The organism is Pseudomonas sp. F220, from assembly GCF_057813935.1.
In genome coordinates, this window is record NZ_JBVASJ010000003.1 from 214,754 (window position 1) to 230,687 (window position 15,934).

A 15,934-nucleotide genomic window follows, 5' to 3' on the forward strand; every position below is an offset into this window, starting at 1 on the left:
AAAGCCCCGCTCGGCATTACGCCGGGCGGGGCTTTTTTACGTCGGTTTACAAGAGACCGTGTATTACAACAGCGGGATCGAGTAGCTGACGATCAGACGGTTTTCGTCCTGGTCGCGCTGACCTGGGATGTCGTTGCGCCACATGGCGTTTTTCCAGGTCACCCCGACGTTTTTCAGCGGGCCTTCCGGCACAACGTAAGCCAGGGCAATGTCACGCTCCCACTCGGTGGTGCCGCTGCCCAGCGTAGTTGTCTGTGCCGCGCCGACTTTACCGGTGGTATCAATGTTGTTGCCGCGCAGGTAAATGATGCCGGCGGTCAGGCCTGGAACACCAAGCTTGGCGAAATCGTACGAGTAGCGACCCTGCCAGGTACGTTCACCAGCGCGGGCGAACTTCTGGATTTGCATGTCGGTGATGGTGCTGTTGGACGAGCCGTCACCCTGGTTCAGCCAAGGGAAATCGCTTTCGCCATTGCTGTATTGATAACCGCCACCGAAGGTGTGACCTTCAACCGAGTACAGGAACAAGCCGCTGTACAGGTTGTTGTCGACCTTGCCTTTGGTCACCGGGCTGTCGTCCGGATAGTAGCCGGAGGTGAAGTAGGCGGAGTCGTGACCGTTGTTACCGTCGTCGCGGCTGCGGTAGTAACGCAAGTCACTTTTCAGTACGCCAGGACCGATGGACCAGTTGTGCACCAGGCCCAGGAAGTTCTGCTGGTAGAAATCTTTCAGCTCGCCGAAGTAGTACGAAGCGGTCAGATCCTTGGTGAGCTTGTAGTCGGCACCAGCGTAGTAGAACTTGTTGCTGAACTTGCCCGCATTGTAATTGGAGCCGGCATTGGCGCCTGCGATGGACAGGCCTTCGTTGTTGCTGGAGTTACGCCCTTTGGCGTGCTCGAGCTGACCTGCGGTCAGGGTCAGGTCCTTGATATCGTTCGACTGGATCTGGCCGCCCTGGAACGTCTGAGTGACCAGACGACTGTCGTTGGTCACGACCACAGGGTTTTTAGGCGTCAAAGTGCCGAGGCGCAGTTCGGTTTGCGAAATTTTGGCTTTGGCGGTCAGGCCCAGGCTGGAGAAATCGTCAACAGCGTGGTTACCTTCGGTTGGGAAGACGTTACCGCCAGAGGCAGTACCCAACGGGTTGCCGTGCTTGGCTTCGCTGGAATCCAGCTTGACGCCCAACAGACCAATGGCGTCAATGCCGAAACCAACGGTGCCCTGGGTGAAGCCGGACGTGAATCGCAGGTCGAAGCCTTGGCCCCACTCGGCTTGGTAGTTCTGGACACCACCTGCCTTGACCTTGGCGGTACCAGCATCGGAGTCACGGTTATCGTTGTTGATATAGAAGTTGCGCAGACCCAAGGTGGCCTTGCTGTCTTCGATGAAACCGGCGGCGCCTGCCTGCTGCGCCATAACCCCTACGGCCACAGCCAGGGCCAACGTGGACTTGTTCATTGTTTCGCTCCTCTCGTTTCTAATCGTTTCTAATTTTTTTATTTCTTGGTCTCGGGTCTACGCCCTCGATCCACAGCTGCGCGATTAGCGCCGTACCGTGACTGACAAGTCAATCGTAACCATGTGTGTCTACGACCATGGTCTAACGGCAGTAATTTAGTTCGTGCAGGGTAATGAATTTTCCATAAGCCCAAAAAGAATTATTTCATTCTTTTTCATACCATTCAGGAATAACGCTTGCCATCACTCAACCGAATAGGGGCATGGGAGTATCGGCTCACACGCTAATTCCTAAATGGTATTTATTCGCAGTTTTTTAGATCGCTTAGCTTTGATGCATTCCTTATACGTCAATCACGATCAAAAAGGCGACGTATCATGGCCAAACGCGCACTATCTAGTCAAATTGTTACAGTTTTTGTATCGCTTATAATTTCTTTCAGCCTGCGAAAATAGCCGCAGCCCGGAAGCATGGTGTCGATACGGTGCTGGCCGATTATTCGCCGTATGTGAGCCCGAAGTTCATGCAGGAATCAACAGCCCCCTGTAGGCGCTGGCGCAGCCTGCTCCTACAGGGTAATCAGAAGGCTGCGACTAAGCGTTTAAAGCGTCTTCTCGAAGATCTTCGAATTACGCTGATAGTTGTACAGTGAGGCCCGTGCCGATGGCAGACGCTCGACGCTGCTTGGCACAAAACCACGCTCGCGGAACCAGTGGGCGGTACGCGTGGTAAGCACGAACAAGGTTTTTAGCCCCTGCTCGCGAGCACGGGTTTCGATCCGTTCCAGCAATTCATCACCGCGACCGCCATGGCGGTATTCCGGATTCACCGCCAGGCAAGCCAACTCCCCTGCGTCCGAATCGGCAATCTGATACAGCGCCGCACAAGCGATGATCATGCCTTCGCGCTCGACCACGCTGAACTGCTCGATTTCACGCTCCAGCACCTCGCGAGAACGGCGAACCAAGATGCCCTGCTCTTCCAGCGGGCTGATCAGATCCAGCAAACCGCCGACGTCTTCGATGGCCGCTTCACGCACCAGCTCGAACTGCTCTTGCGCGACCAAAGTACCGCCACCGTCACGGGTGAAGAGCTCGGTCAGCAACGCGCCGTTTTCTACATAACTGACGATATGGCTGCGGCCTACGCCGCCCCGGCAGGCTTGCGCCGCAGCATCCAGCAATTCAGCCTGATAGTTGCCGCCCAGACGCTGCAAGTGCGCTGGCACCTGTTGCGGACGCAGTTCGCGCACCAGCCTGCCGTTTTCGTCGATCAAACCAAGGTCTGCGCCGAACAGCAGCAGCTTGTCGGCGCCCAGGTCGATGGCGGCACGGGTGGCGACGTCTTCGCAGGCCAGGTTGAAGATTTCCCCGGTCGGCGAGTATCCCAACGGCGAAAGCAGGACGATCGAACGCTCATCCAGCAAACGGTTGATACCCTTGCGGTCGACCCGGCGTACTTCGCCAGTGTGGTGATAGTCGACACCTTCAAGCACGCCAATCGGCCGTGCAGTCACCAGATTGCCGCCTGCCACCCGCAGGCGCGAGCCCTGCATCGGCGAGGCGGCCATGTCCATCGACAAGCGCGCTTCAATGGCAATCCGCAGCTGGCCGACCGCATCAATGACGCACTCCAAAGTCGCCGCATCGGTGATGCGCATGGCATGGTGGTAGTGCGGGGTCAGGCCGCGAGCAGCGAGGCGGGTTTCAATTTGCGGACGCGAACCATGAACCAGCACCAGCCGCACACCCAGGCTGTGCAACAGCACCAGGTCGTGGACGATATTGCCGAAGTTCTGATGCTCGACTCCATCGCCCGGAAGCATGACGACAAAGGTGCAATCGCGGTGAGCGTTGATGTACGGAGAAGCGTGACGGAGCCAATTGACGTATTCGGGCATAACCTGAACCTGTAATAAAAAGCAGCCAAAAAAGGGGCGAAACAGAAAACGCACAGCGGGCTGTTGGTTATCGTCGGAACAGGCTTGGCGACACGCGAGCTCTCCTTATAGATACGGGCTTGATCATCGGCTAAGGTCAAGCCGGTGTCAGGCAATAATGTTCGATCAGTTGACGTAGTAGATGCACCGTAGGCTGCAAGCGTGACATTTCGAGGTATTCCCCCGGTTGGTGAGCGCAGGCAATATCGCCCGGGCCGAGCACCAGCGTCTCGCAGCCAAGGCGCTGAAGATAAGGCGCTTCGGTGCCAAACGCTACTGCTTCGGCGAGGTGGCCTGTGAGCCTTTGCGCGACGCGGACCAATTCGCAGTCTGCAGCTTGCTCGAAAGGCGGCACTTCGGGGAACAACGGCGCGTAGTCGATCTTCACCTGATGCCGCTCGGCCAGAGGTTCGAGCTTCTGCCGAATGGCTGCGCGCAAGACGCTCGGGTCCATACCCGGCAAGGGCCGCAGGTCGAATTCCAGCGAGCACTGGCCGCAAATCCGGTTCGGATTGTCACCGCCGTGGATGCAGCCAAAATTCATGGTGGGTTGCGGCACGCTGAACTGCGGATTGCGGTACTCGCGCTGCCAACGCAGACGCAGCCCTCTCAACTCGCCGATGGCATCGTGCATGGCTTCGAGGGCGCTGTGGCCCAGGCTTGGGTCCGATGAGTGGCCGCTTTGTCCGAGAATATCAATACGCTCCATCATCACGCCTTTGTGCAGACGAATCGGCTTGAGCCCGGTCGGCTCGCCGATCACCGCTGCACGCCCTAGTGGCCGGCCGGCTGCGGCCAGTGCACGAGCACCGGCCATGGAGCTTTCTTCGTCGCAGGTGGCGAGGATCAGCAGCGGCTGCTTGAACGGCTTATCCAGCAGCGGCAGGACGGCTTCGATGGCCAGCGCGAAAAAGCCTTTCATGTCGCAACTGCCAAGGCCAATCCAGCGTCCGTCGACTTCGGTCAGTTTCAGCGGATCGGTCTGCCACAGCGCGCCATCGTACGGCACCGTGTCGCTGTGCCCAGCCAACACCAGGCCGCCGGGGCCGCTGCCAAAACTGGCGAGCAAGTTGAATTTGCCGGGGCTGACTTGCTGGATGTCGCAGGCAAAACCCAGATCGCCGAGCCAGGTCGCCAACAGATCGATCACTGCGCGATTGGATTGATCCAGACTTGGTTGGGTACAACTGACCGACGGCGCAGCGATCAGCGCAGCGAACTGATCTTTCATGGATGGCAAAGGCATGCGCTGACTCCCGACTCCCAAGGTGAGGTCCATCATAGAGCCATCTGCGCCGTGGAATAAACCGTCGCGGCGCGTCGAGGTGGCTTGTCCTGTACACTGCACGGCCTTGGCAGCCACACATTCCCCCGGCTGCGCTCCCGATCCTGGATTTTCCGGCCATGCAGAAAGAAACCGAAATCAAACTCCGCGTCAGCCGCGAAACCCTCGCGGCTTTGCGCGAGCATCCGTTACTGAAAAAACGCAACAAAAGTGGCTGGGAACGCCGTGAACTGATGAACCAGTACTTCGACACGCCGGAACGCGATCTGGCCAAGGCCAAGGTTGCCCTGCGCCTGCGCCGTGATGGCGAAGAAGTGATCCAGACCCTCAAGACCCGCGGTCAAAGCATCGCCGGCCTGTCCGAGCGTAACGAGTACGACTGGAACTTGCCCAAAGCCAAGCTCGACGTGAAAAAACTCGACGGCGAATGCTGGCCGGAACAGTTGGCCGATCTGGACAAGAAAACCCTCAAGCCGATCTTCACCACCGACTTCGTCCGCGAGCGCGCCGAAATCGCCTGGGGCCGTGGCAAGTCCAAAGTAGTCATCGAAGCTGCGCTGGACCTGGGCCACGTGATCGCCGGCAAGCAGAAAGAAGAAATCTGCGAACTGGAGCTGGAACTGCGCGAAGGCGAACCGGCCGCACTGCTGGAACTGGCCGCCGAACTGGCTGCGACCCTGGCGTTGATGCCGTGTGATATCAGCAAAGCCGAGCGGGGCTATCGCCTGTTCGATGCCAACAGCTATTCGTTGAGCCTGCCTGCTCCGAAGCTGACCGCTGAACTGCCGCTGGACGACGCCTTCGCCGCATTGAGCTGGCACTTGCTGAGCAGCAGCCAGCGTCTTGCCGAGCAATATCGTTTCAACGGCCACTGGCGCCTGTTGCAGGATTGGGTCGACAACCTCACTCAATTGCGTGCGCTGGTGGGCAGCCTGGGCCAAGCAGCACCGCGTCAATCGACCCACGACTTGCGCGCCTCGCTGGATGCGTTGCTGGAAGACTGGCGTCCGCTGGTGCAAGCCGGTCAGGACGACGAAGACGTGCGCAAAGCCGCGCCGGAACAATTCGCCGAAGAACTGGAAGACGTTCGCTGGGGCCTGTTCTCGCTGAACACCTCGCGCTGGTTGCTGGCCCGCACATGGGCAGCCGATCGCAACACCCGTGGCAATCGCCAGGGCGCTGCGCAATTGGGCAACTGGTTGCCACGTCTGCTGGCTGATGAAGCCGTCGCCCTGCAACTGTCGCGTTATCAGCAACAGCCGGAAGACCTGGCCGAACAACTGCCGCGTATCGAACGCATCCAGGCCTGGCTGCATTTGGCTCGTGGGGTGCTGGAGATCCCGGAAACGGATCGCCTCTACGGTGAGCTGAAACAGTTACAGCAACTGGCCAACGAGCCGATCACCGATGAATCGCTCGATGCCCGCAAGCAGCAAGCGATTGCAGTGTTCCAGAACCGTGCCTGGAAAATGCTTCTGCGTCTGTGATATCGCCTCGCGGGCAAGCCTCGCTCCTACAAAAGCTGCGCTCATCCCATCACGGTGCGATTGGCACATAACCTGTAGGAGCGAGGCTTGCCCGCGATGACGTCGGCACATCCAACGCAAATCACCTACCTCACCGTTACACCGGCAAACTCGTCGTGGACTTTATTTCGGACAAAGCCACGATCGAGTTGACCTCCTGAATCCCCGGCACCATCGACAGTTTCTCAAAGAAAAACCGCTCGTACGCTTCGATATCCGCCGTCACGATGCGCAACAAAAAGTCCACTGACCCCATCAACACATAGCACTCCAGCACCTCCGGAAAGCCGCGAATCGCCTCGGTGAATTCAGTGAAGTTGGAGCGACCGTGGGCGTTGAGTTTGATCTCGGCGAAAATCTGCGTGTTGAGACCGATCTTCTTGCGATCCAGCAACGTCACTTGCCCGCGAATCACGCCCTCCTCCTTGAGCCGTTGAATCCGTCGCCAGCATGGCGATTGCGACAGCCCAACCTGTTCGGCGATCTGCGCACTGGAGAGCGAAGCATCCTCCTGGAGCAGTGCCAAAATCCGTCGGTCGTAAGCGTCCAGCTCGCTATGCATAAAAAAACCCTCAAAGCCGACAAGCACGAAATACTTAATTCAATTTATGCCTAATTAGTCCAATCATAGATAAGAAATACCCCGAATAGCATGTAAAAATTTCTCCAGTGATTTTGGAGAACGACCATGCCCCCTCTCGAAGCTGTCAGCACCGCCCCAACCCGCGCCGATGTCTGGAACGTCAGCAACGCCCATTGCCGCGTGCACTATCAGCTGCTCGCCGAGGCCGAACCGGATCTGCTGTGTCGGGTGCTCAATCACTTCGCCTTGCAGTTTCTGGTTCCGCAGCAGGTCAACGTGCTGCAACAGGACGATTTGCTGTCGATAGATGTAGTGCTCGACGGACTGAGCTGGCACCGCGCCCAAGTGATCGCTGAAAAATTGCGGAACTTGATCAGCGTCTGTTCAGTGGATCTACAACCTGCTGATTCTTTATGGACTCAGCCCGCGCAAGCGGCTGGCTGAGGCCCGCCAGCAAAAACTCGCAACGCTTGGTTTGGCAATGGTCGAACGGTCGGCTCATCCGGGGACTATTCTTGGCAATCTGTGGTCAGAGGCGCACACCTCTAAACCGCTAGTTGCAGGATCGTTCAAAAGGAACCCGCATGTCCGTTCCCCTCCTCACTCAGGACCGCTGGCTGGATCTCAATGATCTGCTGCGTGAACTGGTCGCTCAGGGCTTTATCAGCCAGGACTCGGCCGAACACGCATTGAGCACCCGACGCAATGCTGCCAACAGCCAGCTCCACCCACTGGAATTCCTCGCCAGCCAACACCTCGACGACCTCAGCCGACCCGGCAAACGGCTCGACCTGGAAAGCCTGACCCTGTGGCTCGCACAGCAGGCCGGTCAACCATATCTGCGCATCGACCCGCTGAAGATCAACGTCGCAGGCATTACTCCGCTGATGTCCTACGCCTTCGCCCAGCGTCACAAGATCCTCGCCGTATCGATCGATCGCGATGCGGTGACCGTGGCCAGCGCACAGCCCTACGTCAACGCATGGGAAGCCGATCTGACTCACGTATTGAGGCTGCCGATCAAGCGCGTGGTGGCCAACCCGGCGGACATTCAGCGTTTTACCGTAGAGTTTTTCAGGTTGGCCAAGTCGGTCAGCGGCGCCAACAACTCTGATCAAAAAATGAACACCCTGGGCAACTTCGAACAGTTGCTCAACCTCGGCGCCAGTGATCAGGAGCCCGACGCCAACGACGCGCACATCGTCAACATCGTCGACTGGCTGTTCCAGTACGCCTTCCAGCAGCGCGCCAGCGATATCCACATCGAACCCCGTCGCGAGCAAGGCACCGTACGCTTTCGCATCGACGGCGTGCTGCACAACGTCTATCAATTCCCACCGCAAGTGACCATGGCCATCGTTAGCCGCTTGAAAAGCCTGGGCCGGATGAATGTCGCAGAAAAACGCAAACCCCAGGACGGCCGGGTCAAGACCAAAACCCCGGATGGTGGCGAAGTAGAGCTGCGGCTGTCGACGCTTCCGACAGCCTTTGGCGAAAAAATGGTTATGCGGATTTTCGACCCGGAAGTGCTGCTCAAAGACTTCGACCAGCTGGGATTTTCTGCGGAAGACCTGCGCCGCTGGCAAGACATGACCCGCCAACCCAACGGCATCATCCTGGTCACCGGACCGACCGGATCGGGCAAAACCACCACGCTTTACACCACACTCAAAAAATTGGCGACGCCGGAGGTCAACCTCTGCACCATCGAAGACCCGATCGAAATGGTCGAGCCGGCGTTCAACCAGATGCAGGTTCAGCACAATATCGACCTGACCTTTGCCAGCGGCGTGCGGGCGCTGATGCGGCAAGACCCGGACATCATCATGATCGGCGAAATTCGTGATCTGGAAACCGCGGAAATAGCAATCCAGGCCGCACTGACCGGGCATTTGGTTCTATCGACGTTGCACACCAACGACGCACCCAGCGCCATCAGCCGCTTATTGGAACTCGGCGTGCCGCATTACCTGATCAAGGCCACGTTGCTCGGTGTCATGGCCCAGCGTTTGGTTCGTACCCTTTGCCCACACTGCAAAGCGCCACTGAGTCTGGGCGAAGACGATTGGCAAACCCTGACCAAACCCTGGCAAGCGCCATTGCCGACCAATGCCCAGCGAGCCATCGGATGCCTGGAATGCCGCGACACCGGTTACCGAGGGCGTGCAGGGGTCTACGAAATCATGTTGCTGAGCGACAACGTCAAAGCGCTGATCAGCCCTGACACCGATCTGCTGGCCGTGCGTCACCAGGCGTTCAAGGAAGGCATGCGCAGCCTGCGACTGTCCGGTGCGCAGAAAGTCGCGGCTGGGTTGACGACCATTGAGGAAGTGCTGCGCGTGACACCGCAGAGTGAGCAGAGGTAACGGCGGGGCCTTTAACCGAACGCCCCCAAACCGGCATGAGCCCTTTTATGTCTCCTGATGATGCAGGTGGCACTAATCGGTTCTTATGCCCATCCCACGCCGCTACAATCAGGCTATTACAGCCTCATTGATTAAAACTTGAACAGGGAAATGTTATGCAGATCGGTAGCGTGCTTTTACTTTTTGTTGGCTTGGTCATCGCGCTTTTGTTCATGGGCTTCAAGGTGGTTCCGCAAGGCTTTCAGTGGACGGTCGAGCGTTTCGGCCGCTACACCAACACCCTGAAGCCGGGCCTGAACATCATCATTCCGGTCATGGACCGCATCGGCCGTAAGATCAACGTGATGGAAAGCGTTCTGGACATCCCGCCGCAGGAAGTCATCACCGCCGATAACGCCACCGTGCAAATCGATGCCGTGTGCTTCTTCCAGGTGGTCAACACGGCCCAGGCCGCCTATGAGGTGAACAACCTCGAGCATGCCATCCGCAACCTGTTACAGACCAACATCCGTACCGTCCTCGGCTCCATGGAGCTGGACGCCATGCTCAGCCAGCGAGACGCCATCAACGAGAAACTGCTGCGTACCGTCGACGAAGCCACGGCGCCGTGGGGCATCAAGATCACCCGGATCGAGATTAAGGACATCAGCCCGCCCGCGGACCTGATGGCAGCCATGTCCGGGCAGATGAAAGCCGAGCGGATCAAGCGTGCGCAAATCCTCGAAGCCGAAGGTCTGCGGGCGTCGGCAATTCTAACCGCTGAAGGTAAAAAGCAGGCGCAGATCCTCGAAGCCGAAGGTGGTCGTCAGGCCGCGTTCCTTGAGTCCGAAGCCCGCGAGCGACAAGCCGAAGCCGAAGCCCGAGCCACTCAGGTGGTATCCGAAGCGATCGCCAGCGGCAACGTGCAGGCGATCAACTACTTCGTCGCACAGAAATACATCGATGCACTGGGAAAACTGGCGTCGGCCAACAACAGCAAAGTCATTCTGATGCCGCTGGAAGCCAGCCAGGTGATCGGTGCTGTTGGCGGCATCGGCGAAATCGTCAAAGCCACGTTTGACAGCAAAAAGGCCTGAGGCGCGACCTATGTGGGCATTCCTGCAACATTTGTCGTTCTGGGACTGGCTGGCGTTGGGCACCGTCTTGCTGATTCTAGAGGTGTTCGGTGCCGGGGGGTATTTGCTCTGGGTCGGCATGGCCGCTGCCGCAGTCGGCGTGCTGACCTTCCTGATTCCAGACTTGTCGTGGGAAGTGCAATTATTGTTGTTCGGCCTGTTATCAGTGCTGACGGCATTGTATTGGTGGAAACGCCAGCGCATCGCTGTCAGAGCCAGTGATCAGCCAAATCTCAATCTGCGTGGCCAGGAGCTGATCGGCAAGACCTTCGTGGTGCATGAAGCGATTGTCGGGGGTCGAGGCAAGATCAAAGTCGCTGACGGTGTCTGGATGGCCAAAGGGCCGGACACGCCAGTCGGCTCCCGTGTTCGGGTGATCGGCCAGGAAGGGGTCATCATCCAGGTAGAACGCATCGATTGAGGGTCATGGAACTCAGTAGGGCTATCAGCATCAAAGGCGCCAGATAACCCAAAGTCGGAGTCACCCATGCGTCTCAAATTAGCTGTCGCCACCCTGGCCTTGCTGTCCCTTCCTGTCGGCTCGGCAATGGCGGAGGACACCTTCTGGCGTAACGTCCTTACCTCAGGTGCGACCACTGGTTCCACCTACCTGACCTCCAGTGATCACAAGCTGGTCATCGCAGCTCAAGACGACGCCAGCAGCTTCGTTGCCAGCGATGGCGGTATTCGCGGCCCGTATCTGGAAGCTGCGATGCAGAAAGTCCGTGCCGACAACCCAGGTTTGCAGGCAACCGATATGGACCTGGCCAACGCAATTTTGGCCAAGAACGCTATCGCGCAAGAGTGATCTGTTGCTCTGCTGAATAAAAAATGCCGCTCCTTCGAGCGGCATTTTTTTGATTCTACAAAGGAGCTCCGTGGCATTTGGAGTAAAGATCGTCCGAACGCGGCCCGAACCTGCGATCTCTTGATCTTCTGGTTCTATCAGCGATAGGCATCCACCGGCACGCAGGCACAGAACAAATTACGGTCGCCATAGACATTGTCGACACGATTCACCGTCGGCCAGTACTTATGGGCCTTGGTGTGAGCGCTGGGCGTCACCGCCTGTTCGATCGTGTAAGGCCGTTCCCAGACTCCGGTGATATCTGCCAGCGTGTGGGGCGAACGCTTCAATGGGTTGTCTTCGGCGGGCCAGTTGCCGTTCTGCACTTGGGATATTTCGGCGCGGATGCTCAGCATCGCTTCGATGAAGCGATCCAGTTCAGCCTTGGATTCGCTTTCGGTCGGTTCGACCATCAGCGTGCCCGGCACCGGGAACGACATGGTCGGCGCATGGAAGCCATAGTCCATCAAACGCTTGGCGACATCCTCTTCGCTGATTCCGGTTTGCGCCTTGAGCGGCCGCAAATCGAGGATACATTCGTGGGCCACCCGACCATTTCGTCCGGTGTAGAGCACCGGGAAGGCACCGCTCAAGTGCTCAGCCAGATAGTTCGCAGCGAGAATCGCCACTTCGCTGGCATCGGCCAGTTGTGGCCCCATCAATGCGATATACATCCAGCTGATCGGCAAGATACTCGCGCTACCCCAGGGCGCCGCGCTGACCGCTCCGTTCTCTGGCTGCGGACCTTCGATAGGCACCACCGGGTGATTGGCGACGAACGGCGCCAGATGCGCCCGCACGCCGATCGGTCCCATGCCGGGCCCGCCGCCGCCATGAGGGATGCAGAAGGTCTTGTGCAGATTCATGTGGGAAACATCGGCACCGATATCCGCCGGCCTGGCCAGTCCGACCTGAGCATTGAGGTTGGCGCCGTCCATATAGACCTGGCCGCCGTGACTGTGGATAACTTCACAGATCTCGCTGATGCCTTCTTCATACACACCATGGGTCGACGGATAGGTCGCCATCAGGCACGACAACTTGTCGTTTGCAGCCTGAGCCTTGGCTTTCAGATCGTCCAGGTCGACGTTGCCGGCATCGTCACACTCGACGATTACCACCTGCATTCCGGCCATCTGCGCCGAGGCCGGGTTGGTGCCGTGGGCGGAAGCAGGAATCAGGCAGATGTTGCGAGCGCCCTGCTGGCGGCTTTCGTGGTATTTGCGGATTGCCAGCAACCCGGCGTACTCACCCTGAGCGCCAGAGTTGGGTTGCATGCAGATCGCATCGAAACCGGTGATCGCGCAGAGCCAACTCTCCAGCTCGCTGATCATCAGTGAATAGCCAACCGCCTGCTCTTTCGGCGCGAATGGATGCAGATTGGCAAAACCCGGCCAGGTGATCGGGATCATCTCGCTGCTGGCATTGAGTTTCATGGTGCAGGAGCCCAGCGGGATCATCGACTGGTTGAGCGCCAGGTCCTTGTTCTCCAGCTGTTTGAGGTAGCGCAGCATTTCGGTTTCGCTGTGATGGGCACTGAATACCGGATGACTCAAATAAGGGGAGCTGCGCAGCAGTTCATTGGGGATGCCAGAGGCCAATGCTTCGGCATCCAGCTGCGTGACATCCAGCCCGTGATCGGCACCGAGAAAAACATCGAACAACCGCGCCACGGTGGTTTCATCACAGGTTTCATCGAGGCTCAGACCCAATTGCCCACGCCCAAGGATGCGCAGGTTGATTTGCGCAGCCTTGGCGCTTTCGATGATCGCCGTCTGACTGCCGCCAACTTCCAGTGTCAGGGTGTCGAAGAAGTGCTTATTGAGGCGCGTAACTCCGTTTCGCTCCAGGCCTGCGGCCAGAATGCAGGTCAACCGGTGGACTCGCTGAGCGATACGTTTGAGCCCTTCCGGGCCGTGATAAACCGCATAAAAACTGGCGATGTTGGCCAGCAGCACCTGCGCAGTGCAGATGTTCGAGTTGGCCTTCTCCCGGCGGATATGCTGTTCGCGGGTTTGCAGCGCCATACGCAACGCCACATTGCCACGCGAGTCTTTCGAAACGCCAATGATCCGCCCGGGAATCGCTCGTTTGTACTCATCGCGACTGGCAAAAAACGCCGCGTGGGGACCGCCATAACCCATGGGCACGCCGAAACGCTGGGACGAGCCGAACACCACGTCGGCGCCCAATTCCCCTGGTGGGGTCAATAGCAATAGGCTGAGCAGATCAGCAGACACGCAGGCCAGTGCCTGTTGCGCGTGCAGATGGTCGATCAGCGGACGCAGGTTGCGGATGTCACCGTGGGTGTCCGGGTACTGCAGCAGCGCGCCGAAAACCTGATGCTTGGTGAGATTATCCACAGCATCAATCACCACTTCGAAGCCGAACCCTTCGGCACGGGTCTGCACCACCGAGATGGTCTGCGGGTGACAGTTTTCGTCGACGAAGAACAGATTGCTTCTGGATTTGGCCACGCGTTTAGCCAGGGCCATGGCTTCGGCTGCCGCAGTGGCTTCATCCAGCAGCGAAGCATTGGCCAGTTCCAGGCCTGTGAGGTCGATGGTCAGTTGTTGGAAATTCAGCAGCGCTTCGAGCCGACCTTGGGCAATCTCGGGCTGATACGGTGTGTAGGCGGTGTACCAACCGGGATTTTCCAGCACGTTACGCAGGATCACCGCCGGCGTCAGGGTGCCGTGATAGCCCATTCCGATCAGGTTGGTCCAGACCTGATTCTGCTCGGCATAACCTCTGAGTTTGGCCAATGCAGCCTCTTCGTCGAGTGCTGGCGGCAGGTCCAGCACGCGATTGAAACGAATGCCTGGCGGCACCGTCTGCTCGATCAACTCGACTCGACTGCCAAGCCCGAGGCTGTCGAGCATGGCCTGCTGCTCGGCAGCATCAGGTCCCAGATGGCGCCGCAGAAAGGCATTGGGGTCTCGCAACTGGCTCAAGGATGGCAACTGGGACATGACGGGCTCTCTCTTAAGTGGCGCTCGGCGTCTATGCAACACGGTCAAAGCAGCATAGCAGTCGATCTTGAGCGCTGACGGTATGGCGCCTTCGGTCAATCCGGATCATCATGCCCAACGTTATCGCGCTAACCTTGGCGAGTTCTCATCAACGCCTCTACCGTCGGACTTTTGGATACTTCAATCATCATGAGTCAACTGCCGTTTCTGCCGTTTTCAAAACCTACCATCGATGAAGCCACGATTGCCGCTGTCGGCGACGTATTGCGCTCGGGCTGGATCACTAGCGGCCCCAAGGTGCAAGCCTTCGAAGCCCAGCTCTCGGAGTACTTTGGCGGTCGGCCGGTACGTACGTTCAACTCCGGCACCTGCACCATGGAGATCGCCTTGCGCATCGCCGGGATTGGCGCCGGCGATGAAGTCATCACCACCCCGATCTCTTGGGTGGCCACGGCTAACGTAATCCTCGAGGTCGGTGCCACACCGGTGTTTGCCGACATCGACCCGATCACCCGCAATATCGATCTGGCGCAGGTTGAAGCCGCGATCACGCCGCGCACCAAGGCGATCCTCCCTGTGTACCTGGCAGGTTTGCCGGTGGACATGGAGCGCTTGTACGCGCTAGCCAAGAAACATGGTCTGCGAGTGCTGGAAGATGCCGCGCAAGCCCTGGGCTCGAGCTGGAATGGCCAACGTATCGGTGCGACCGGTGACTTCGTCTCGTTCAGCTTCCAGGCGAACAAGAACGTTACGTCTTCCGAAGGTGGCTGTTTGGTGCTGAACAACGCCGAAGAGGTTCGTCTGGCCGAGAAATACCGACTGCAAGGCGTTACCCGCACCGGTTTCGATGGGTTGGATGTCGATGTGTTGGGCGGTAAATTCAACATGACCGACGTAGCTGCCGCCATCGGCCTGGGCCAATTTGCTCACATCGACGCTATCACCGCCCACCGCCGTGAATTGGCCAAGCATTACTTTGCCTGTTTCGGCAGCGACTTCGAAGCGCAATACGGGGCTCAGCTGCCGCCTGCCGATTTCACCAACAGCAACTGGCACTTGTTCCAATTGGTGCTGCCGGAGCGCAAGGACGGAAAACCGGCTCGTGCGACATTCATGGAGCAGATGCAGGCGCTGGGCGTCGGCATCGGCTATCACTACCCGCCGATCCACCTGTTGAGCCTGTACCGCGAGCGCGGTTTCAAGGAAGGCATGTTCCCGGTTTCGGAACGGGTTGGCCGTTTGATCGTCTCGTTGCCGATGTTCACCGCGATGAGCAAAAGCGATGTCGAACGTTCGGTGGAAGCAGTAAAGGCGGTGTTGAAGCCTTAAACGCAATCGCGAGCTCGCTCCTACAGGTTCACACCAACCCTGTAGGAGCGAGCTTGCTCGCGATAAATATCGAAGCGTTACTCGCCGATGGCATTCTTGTAGTCGGCAGCGCCGAGCAACTTGTCCAGCTCAGCGGTATCGCTTGGCTCTAGTTCAAAAAACCAGCTGTCGTATGGCGTGCTGTTGACCAGTTCCGGGTTGCTGGCCAACTCTTCGTTAATGGCGATGACTTTACCGGAAACCGGCGAGTAGATATCCGAAGCCGCCTTGACCGACTCGACTACGCCCGCAGCGTCACCAGCGGCAAACACTTTGCCGATTTCCGGCAACTCCACGAACACTACATCGCCCAAAGCTTCCTGAGCATGGTCTGAAATACCCACTTTCACGTTGCCACTTTTTTCCAGACGGGCCCATTCGTGACTTTCGGCAAAACGCAGGTCGACAGGGATTTCGCTCATATTCTGTGTCCTCAAGAAGAAATGTCAGCGGTTGATTGCCCGCCAGAAAAAG

General features: G+C 58.2%; 13 protein-coding genes. 7 read left to right on the plus strand and 6 right to left on the minus strand.

All coding sequences use genetic code 11. From position 1 onward, the window contains the following. Nucleotides 1-63: 63 nt before the first annotated feature. From ACZYSM_RS04560 to argE, 3 genes are all read right to left on the minus strand, one after another. A complete protein-coding gene (locus ACZYSM_RS04560) occupies nucleotides 64-1,458 on the minus strand; it encodes an OprD family porin (protein ID WP_489069289.1) in 1,395 nt (464 codons plus the stop codon). 602 nt (nucleotides 1,459-2,060) lie between these two features. Then, a complete protein-coding gene (argA, locus tag ACZYSM_RS04565; RefSeq protein ID WP_489069291.1) occupies nucleotides 2,061-3,359 on the minus strand; it encodes an amino-acid N-acetyltransferase in 1,299 nt (432 codons plus the stop codon). A gap of 136 nt (nucleotides 3,360-3,495) precedes the next feature. Beyond that, on the minus strand, nucleotides 3,496-4,644 hold the full coding sequence (gene argE / locus ACZYSM_RS04570; protein ID WP_489069293.1) for an acetylornithine deacetylase: 1,149 nt from the start codon (nucleotides 4,642-4,644) through the stop codon (nucleotides 3,496-3,498). Nucleotides 4,645-4,802: 158 nt separating this feature from the next. Between argE and ACZYSM_RS04575 the strand changes: the two genes are divergently transcribed. Beyond that, on the plus strand, nucleotides 4,803-6,170 hold the full coding sequence (locus ACZYSM_RS04575) for a CYTH domain-containing protein (RefSeq protein WP_489069295.1): 1,368 nt from the start codon (nucleotides 4,803-4,805) through the stop codon (nucleotides 6,168-6,170). 136 nt (nucleotides 6,171-6,306) lie between these two features. On the opposite strand, the gene ACZYSM_RS04580 is transcribed toward ACZYSM_RS04575, so the two are convergent. Further along, entirely contained in the window at nucleotides 6,307-6,771 is a 465-nt protein-coding gene (locus ACZYSM_RS04580) for an Lrp/AsnC family transcriptional regulator (protein ID WP_150640660.1), read from the minus strand. Nucleotides 6,772-6,897: 126 nt separating this feature from the next. On the opposite strand from ACZYSM_RS04580, the gene ACZYSM_RS04585 reads away from it, so the two are divergent. The 5 genes from ACZYSM_RS04585 (at nucleotide 6,898) to ACZYSM_RS04605 (ending at nucleotide 11,081) form a co-directional block, all read left to right on the plus strand. Further along, nucleotides 6,898-7,236, plus strand: a complete 339-nt coding sequence (locus ACZYSM_RS04585; protein ID WP_489069297.1) for a hypothetical protein — start codon at nucleotides 6,898-6,900, stop codon at nucleotides 7,234-7,236. Between the two features lie 140 nt (nucleotides 7,237-7,376). Next, on the plus strand, nucleotides 7,377-9,158 hold the full coding sequence (gene tfpB / locus ACZYSM_RS04590; RefSeq protein WP_489069299.1) for a type IV pilus assembly ATPase TfpB: 1,782 nt from the start codon (nucleotides 7,377-7,379) through the stop codon (nucleotides 9,156-9,158). 155 nt (nucleotides 9,159-9,313) lie between these two features. Next, on the plus strand, nucleotides 9,314-10,234 hold the full coding sequence (locus ACZYSM_RS04595; protein WP_489069301.1) for an SPFH domain-containing protein: 921 nt from the start codon (nucleotides 9,314-9,316) through the stop codon (nucleotides 10,232-10,234). Nucleotides 10,235-10,244: 10 nt separating this feature from the next. Beyond that, a complete protein-coding gene (locus ACZYSM_RS04600) occupies nucleotides 10,245-10,694 on the plus strand; it encodes an NfeD family protein (RefSeq protein WP_489069303.1) in 450 nt (149 codons plus the stop codon). A gap of 66 nt (nucleotides 10,695-10,760) precedes the next feature. Next, the gene (locus ACZYSM_RS04605) at nucleotides 10,761-11,081 is read left to right on the plus strand and encodes a DUF2388 domain-containing protein (RefSeq protein WP_489069305.1); all 321 of its coding nucleotides are present in this window, start codon (nucleotides 10,761-10,763) and stop codon (nucleotides 11,079-11,081) included. Nucleotides 11,082-11,218: 137 nt separating this feature from the next. Here the strand turns inward: ACZYSM_RS04605 and gcvP are convergent, their stop codons facing one another. After that, nucleotides 11,219-14,092: an aminomethyl-transferring glycine dehydrogenase gene (gene gcvP, locus ACZYSM_RS04610; RefSeq protein ID WP_489069307.1), complete on the minus strand. Its 2,874-nt coding sequence runs from the start codon at nucleotides 14,090-14,092 to the stop codon at nucleotides 11,219-11,221. A 189-nt stretch (nucleotides 14,093-14,281) separates the two neighbouring features. On the opposite strand from gcvP, the gene ACZYSM_RS04615 reads away from it, so the two are divergent. Next, entirely contained in the window at nucleotides 14,282-15,421 is a 1,140-nt protein-coding gene (locus ACZYSM_RS04615) for a DegT/DnrJ/EryC1/StrS family aminotransferase (protein WP_489069309.1), read from the plus strand. A 77-nt stretch (nucleotides 15,422-15,498) separates the two neighbouring features. Here the strand turns inward: ACZYSM_RS04615 and gcvH are convergent, their stop codons facing one another. Then, entirely contained in the window at nucleotides 15,499-15,882 is a 384-nt protein-coding gene (gene gcvH / locus ACZYSM_RS04620) for a glycine cleavage system protein GcvH (RefSeq protein WP_489069311.1), read from the minus strand. Nucleotides 15,883-15,934 lie beyond the last annotated feature (52 nt).

Coding starts and splice junctions, on each gene's coding strand:
- ACZYSM_RS04605 (WP_489069305.1), top strand. CDS start 10,761: ATGCGTCTCAAATTAGCTGTCGCCACCCTGGCCTTGCTGTCCCTTCCT.
- tfpB (WP_489069299.1), top strand. CDS start 7,377: ATGTCCGTTCCCCTCCTCACTCAGGACCGCTGGCTGGATCTCAATGAT.
- argA (WP_489069291.1), bottom strand. CDS start 3,359: ATGCCCGAATACGTCAATTGGCTCCGTCACGCTTCTCCGTACATCAAC.
- ACZYSM_RS04575 (WP_489069295.1), top strand. CDS start 4,803: ATGCAGAAAGAAACCGAAATCAAACTCCGCGTCAGCCGCGAAACCCTC.
- argE (WP_489069293.1), bottom strand. CDS start 4,644: ATGCCTTTGCCATCCATGAAAGATCAGTTCGCTGCGCTGATCGCTGCG.
- gcvH (WP_489069311.1), bottom strand. CDS start 15,882: ATGAGCGAAATCCCTGTCGACCTGCGTTTTGCCGAAAGTCACGAATGG.
- ACZYSM_RS04585 (WP_489069297.1), top strand. CDS start 6,898: ATGCCCCCTCTCGAAGCTGTCAGCACCGCCCCAACCCGCGCCGATGTC.
- gcvP (WP_489069307.1), bottom strand. CDS start 14,092: ATGTCCCAGTTGCCATCCTTGAGCCAGTTGCGAGACCCCAATGCCTTT.
- ACZYSM_RS04600 (WP_489069303.1), top strand. CDS start 10,245: ATGTGGGCATTCCTGCAACATTTGTCGTTCTGGGACTGGCTGGCGTTG.
- ACZYSM_RS04580 (WP_150640660.1), bottom strand. CDS start 6,771: ATGCATAGCGAGCTGGACGCTTACGACCGACGGATTTTGGCACTGCTC.
- ACZYSM_RS04560 (WP_489069289.1), bottom strand. CDS start 1,458: ATGAACAAGTCCACGTTGGCCCTGGCTGTGGCCGTAGGGGTTATGGCG.
- ACZYSM_RS04615 (WP_489069309.1), top strand. CDS start 14,282: ATGAGTCAACTGCCGTTTCTGCCGTTTTCAAAACCTACCATCGATGAA.
- ACZYSM_RS04595 (WP_489069301.1), top strand. CDS start 9,314: ATGCAGATCGGTAGCGTGCTTTTACTTTTTGTTGGCTTGGTCATCGCG.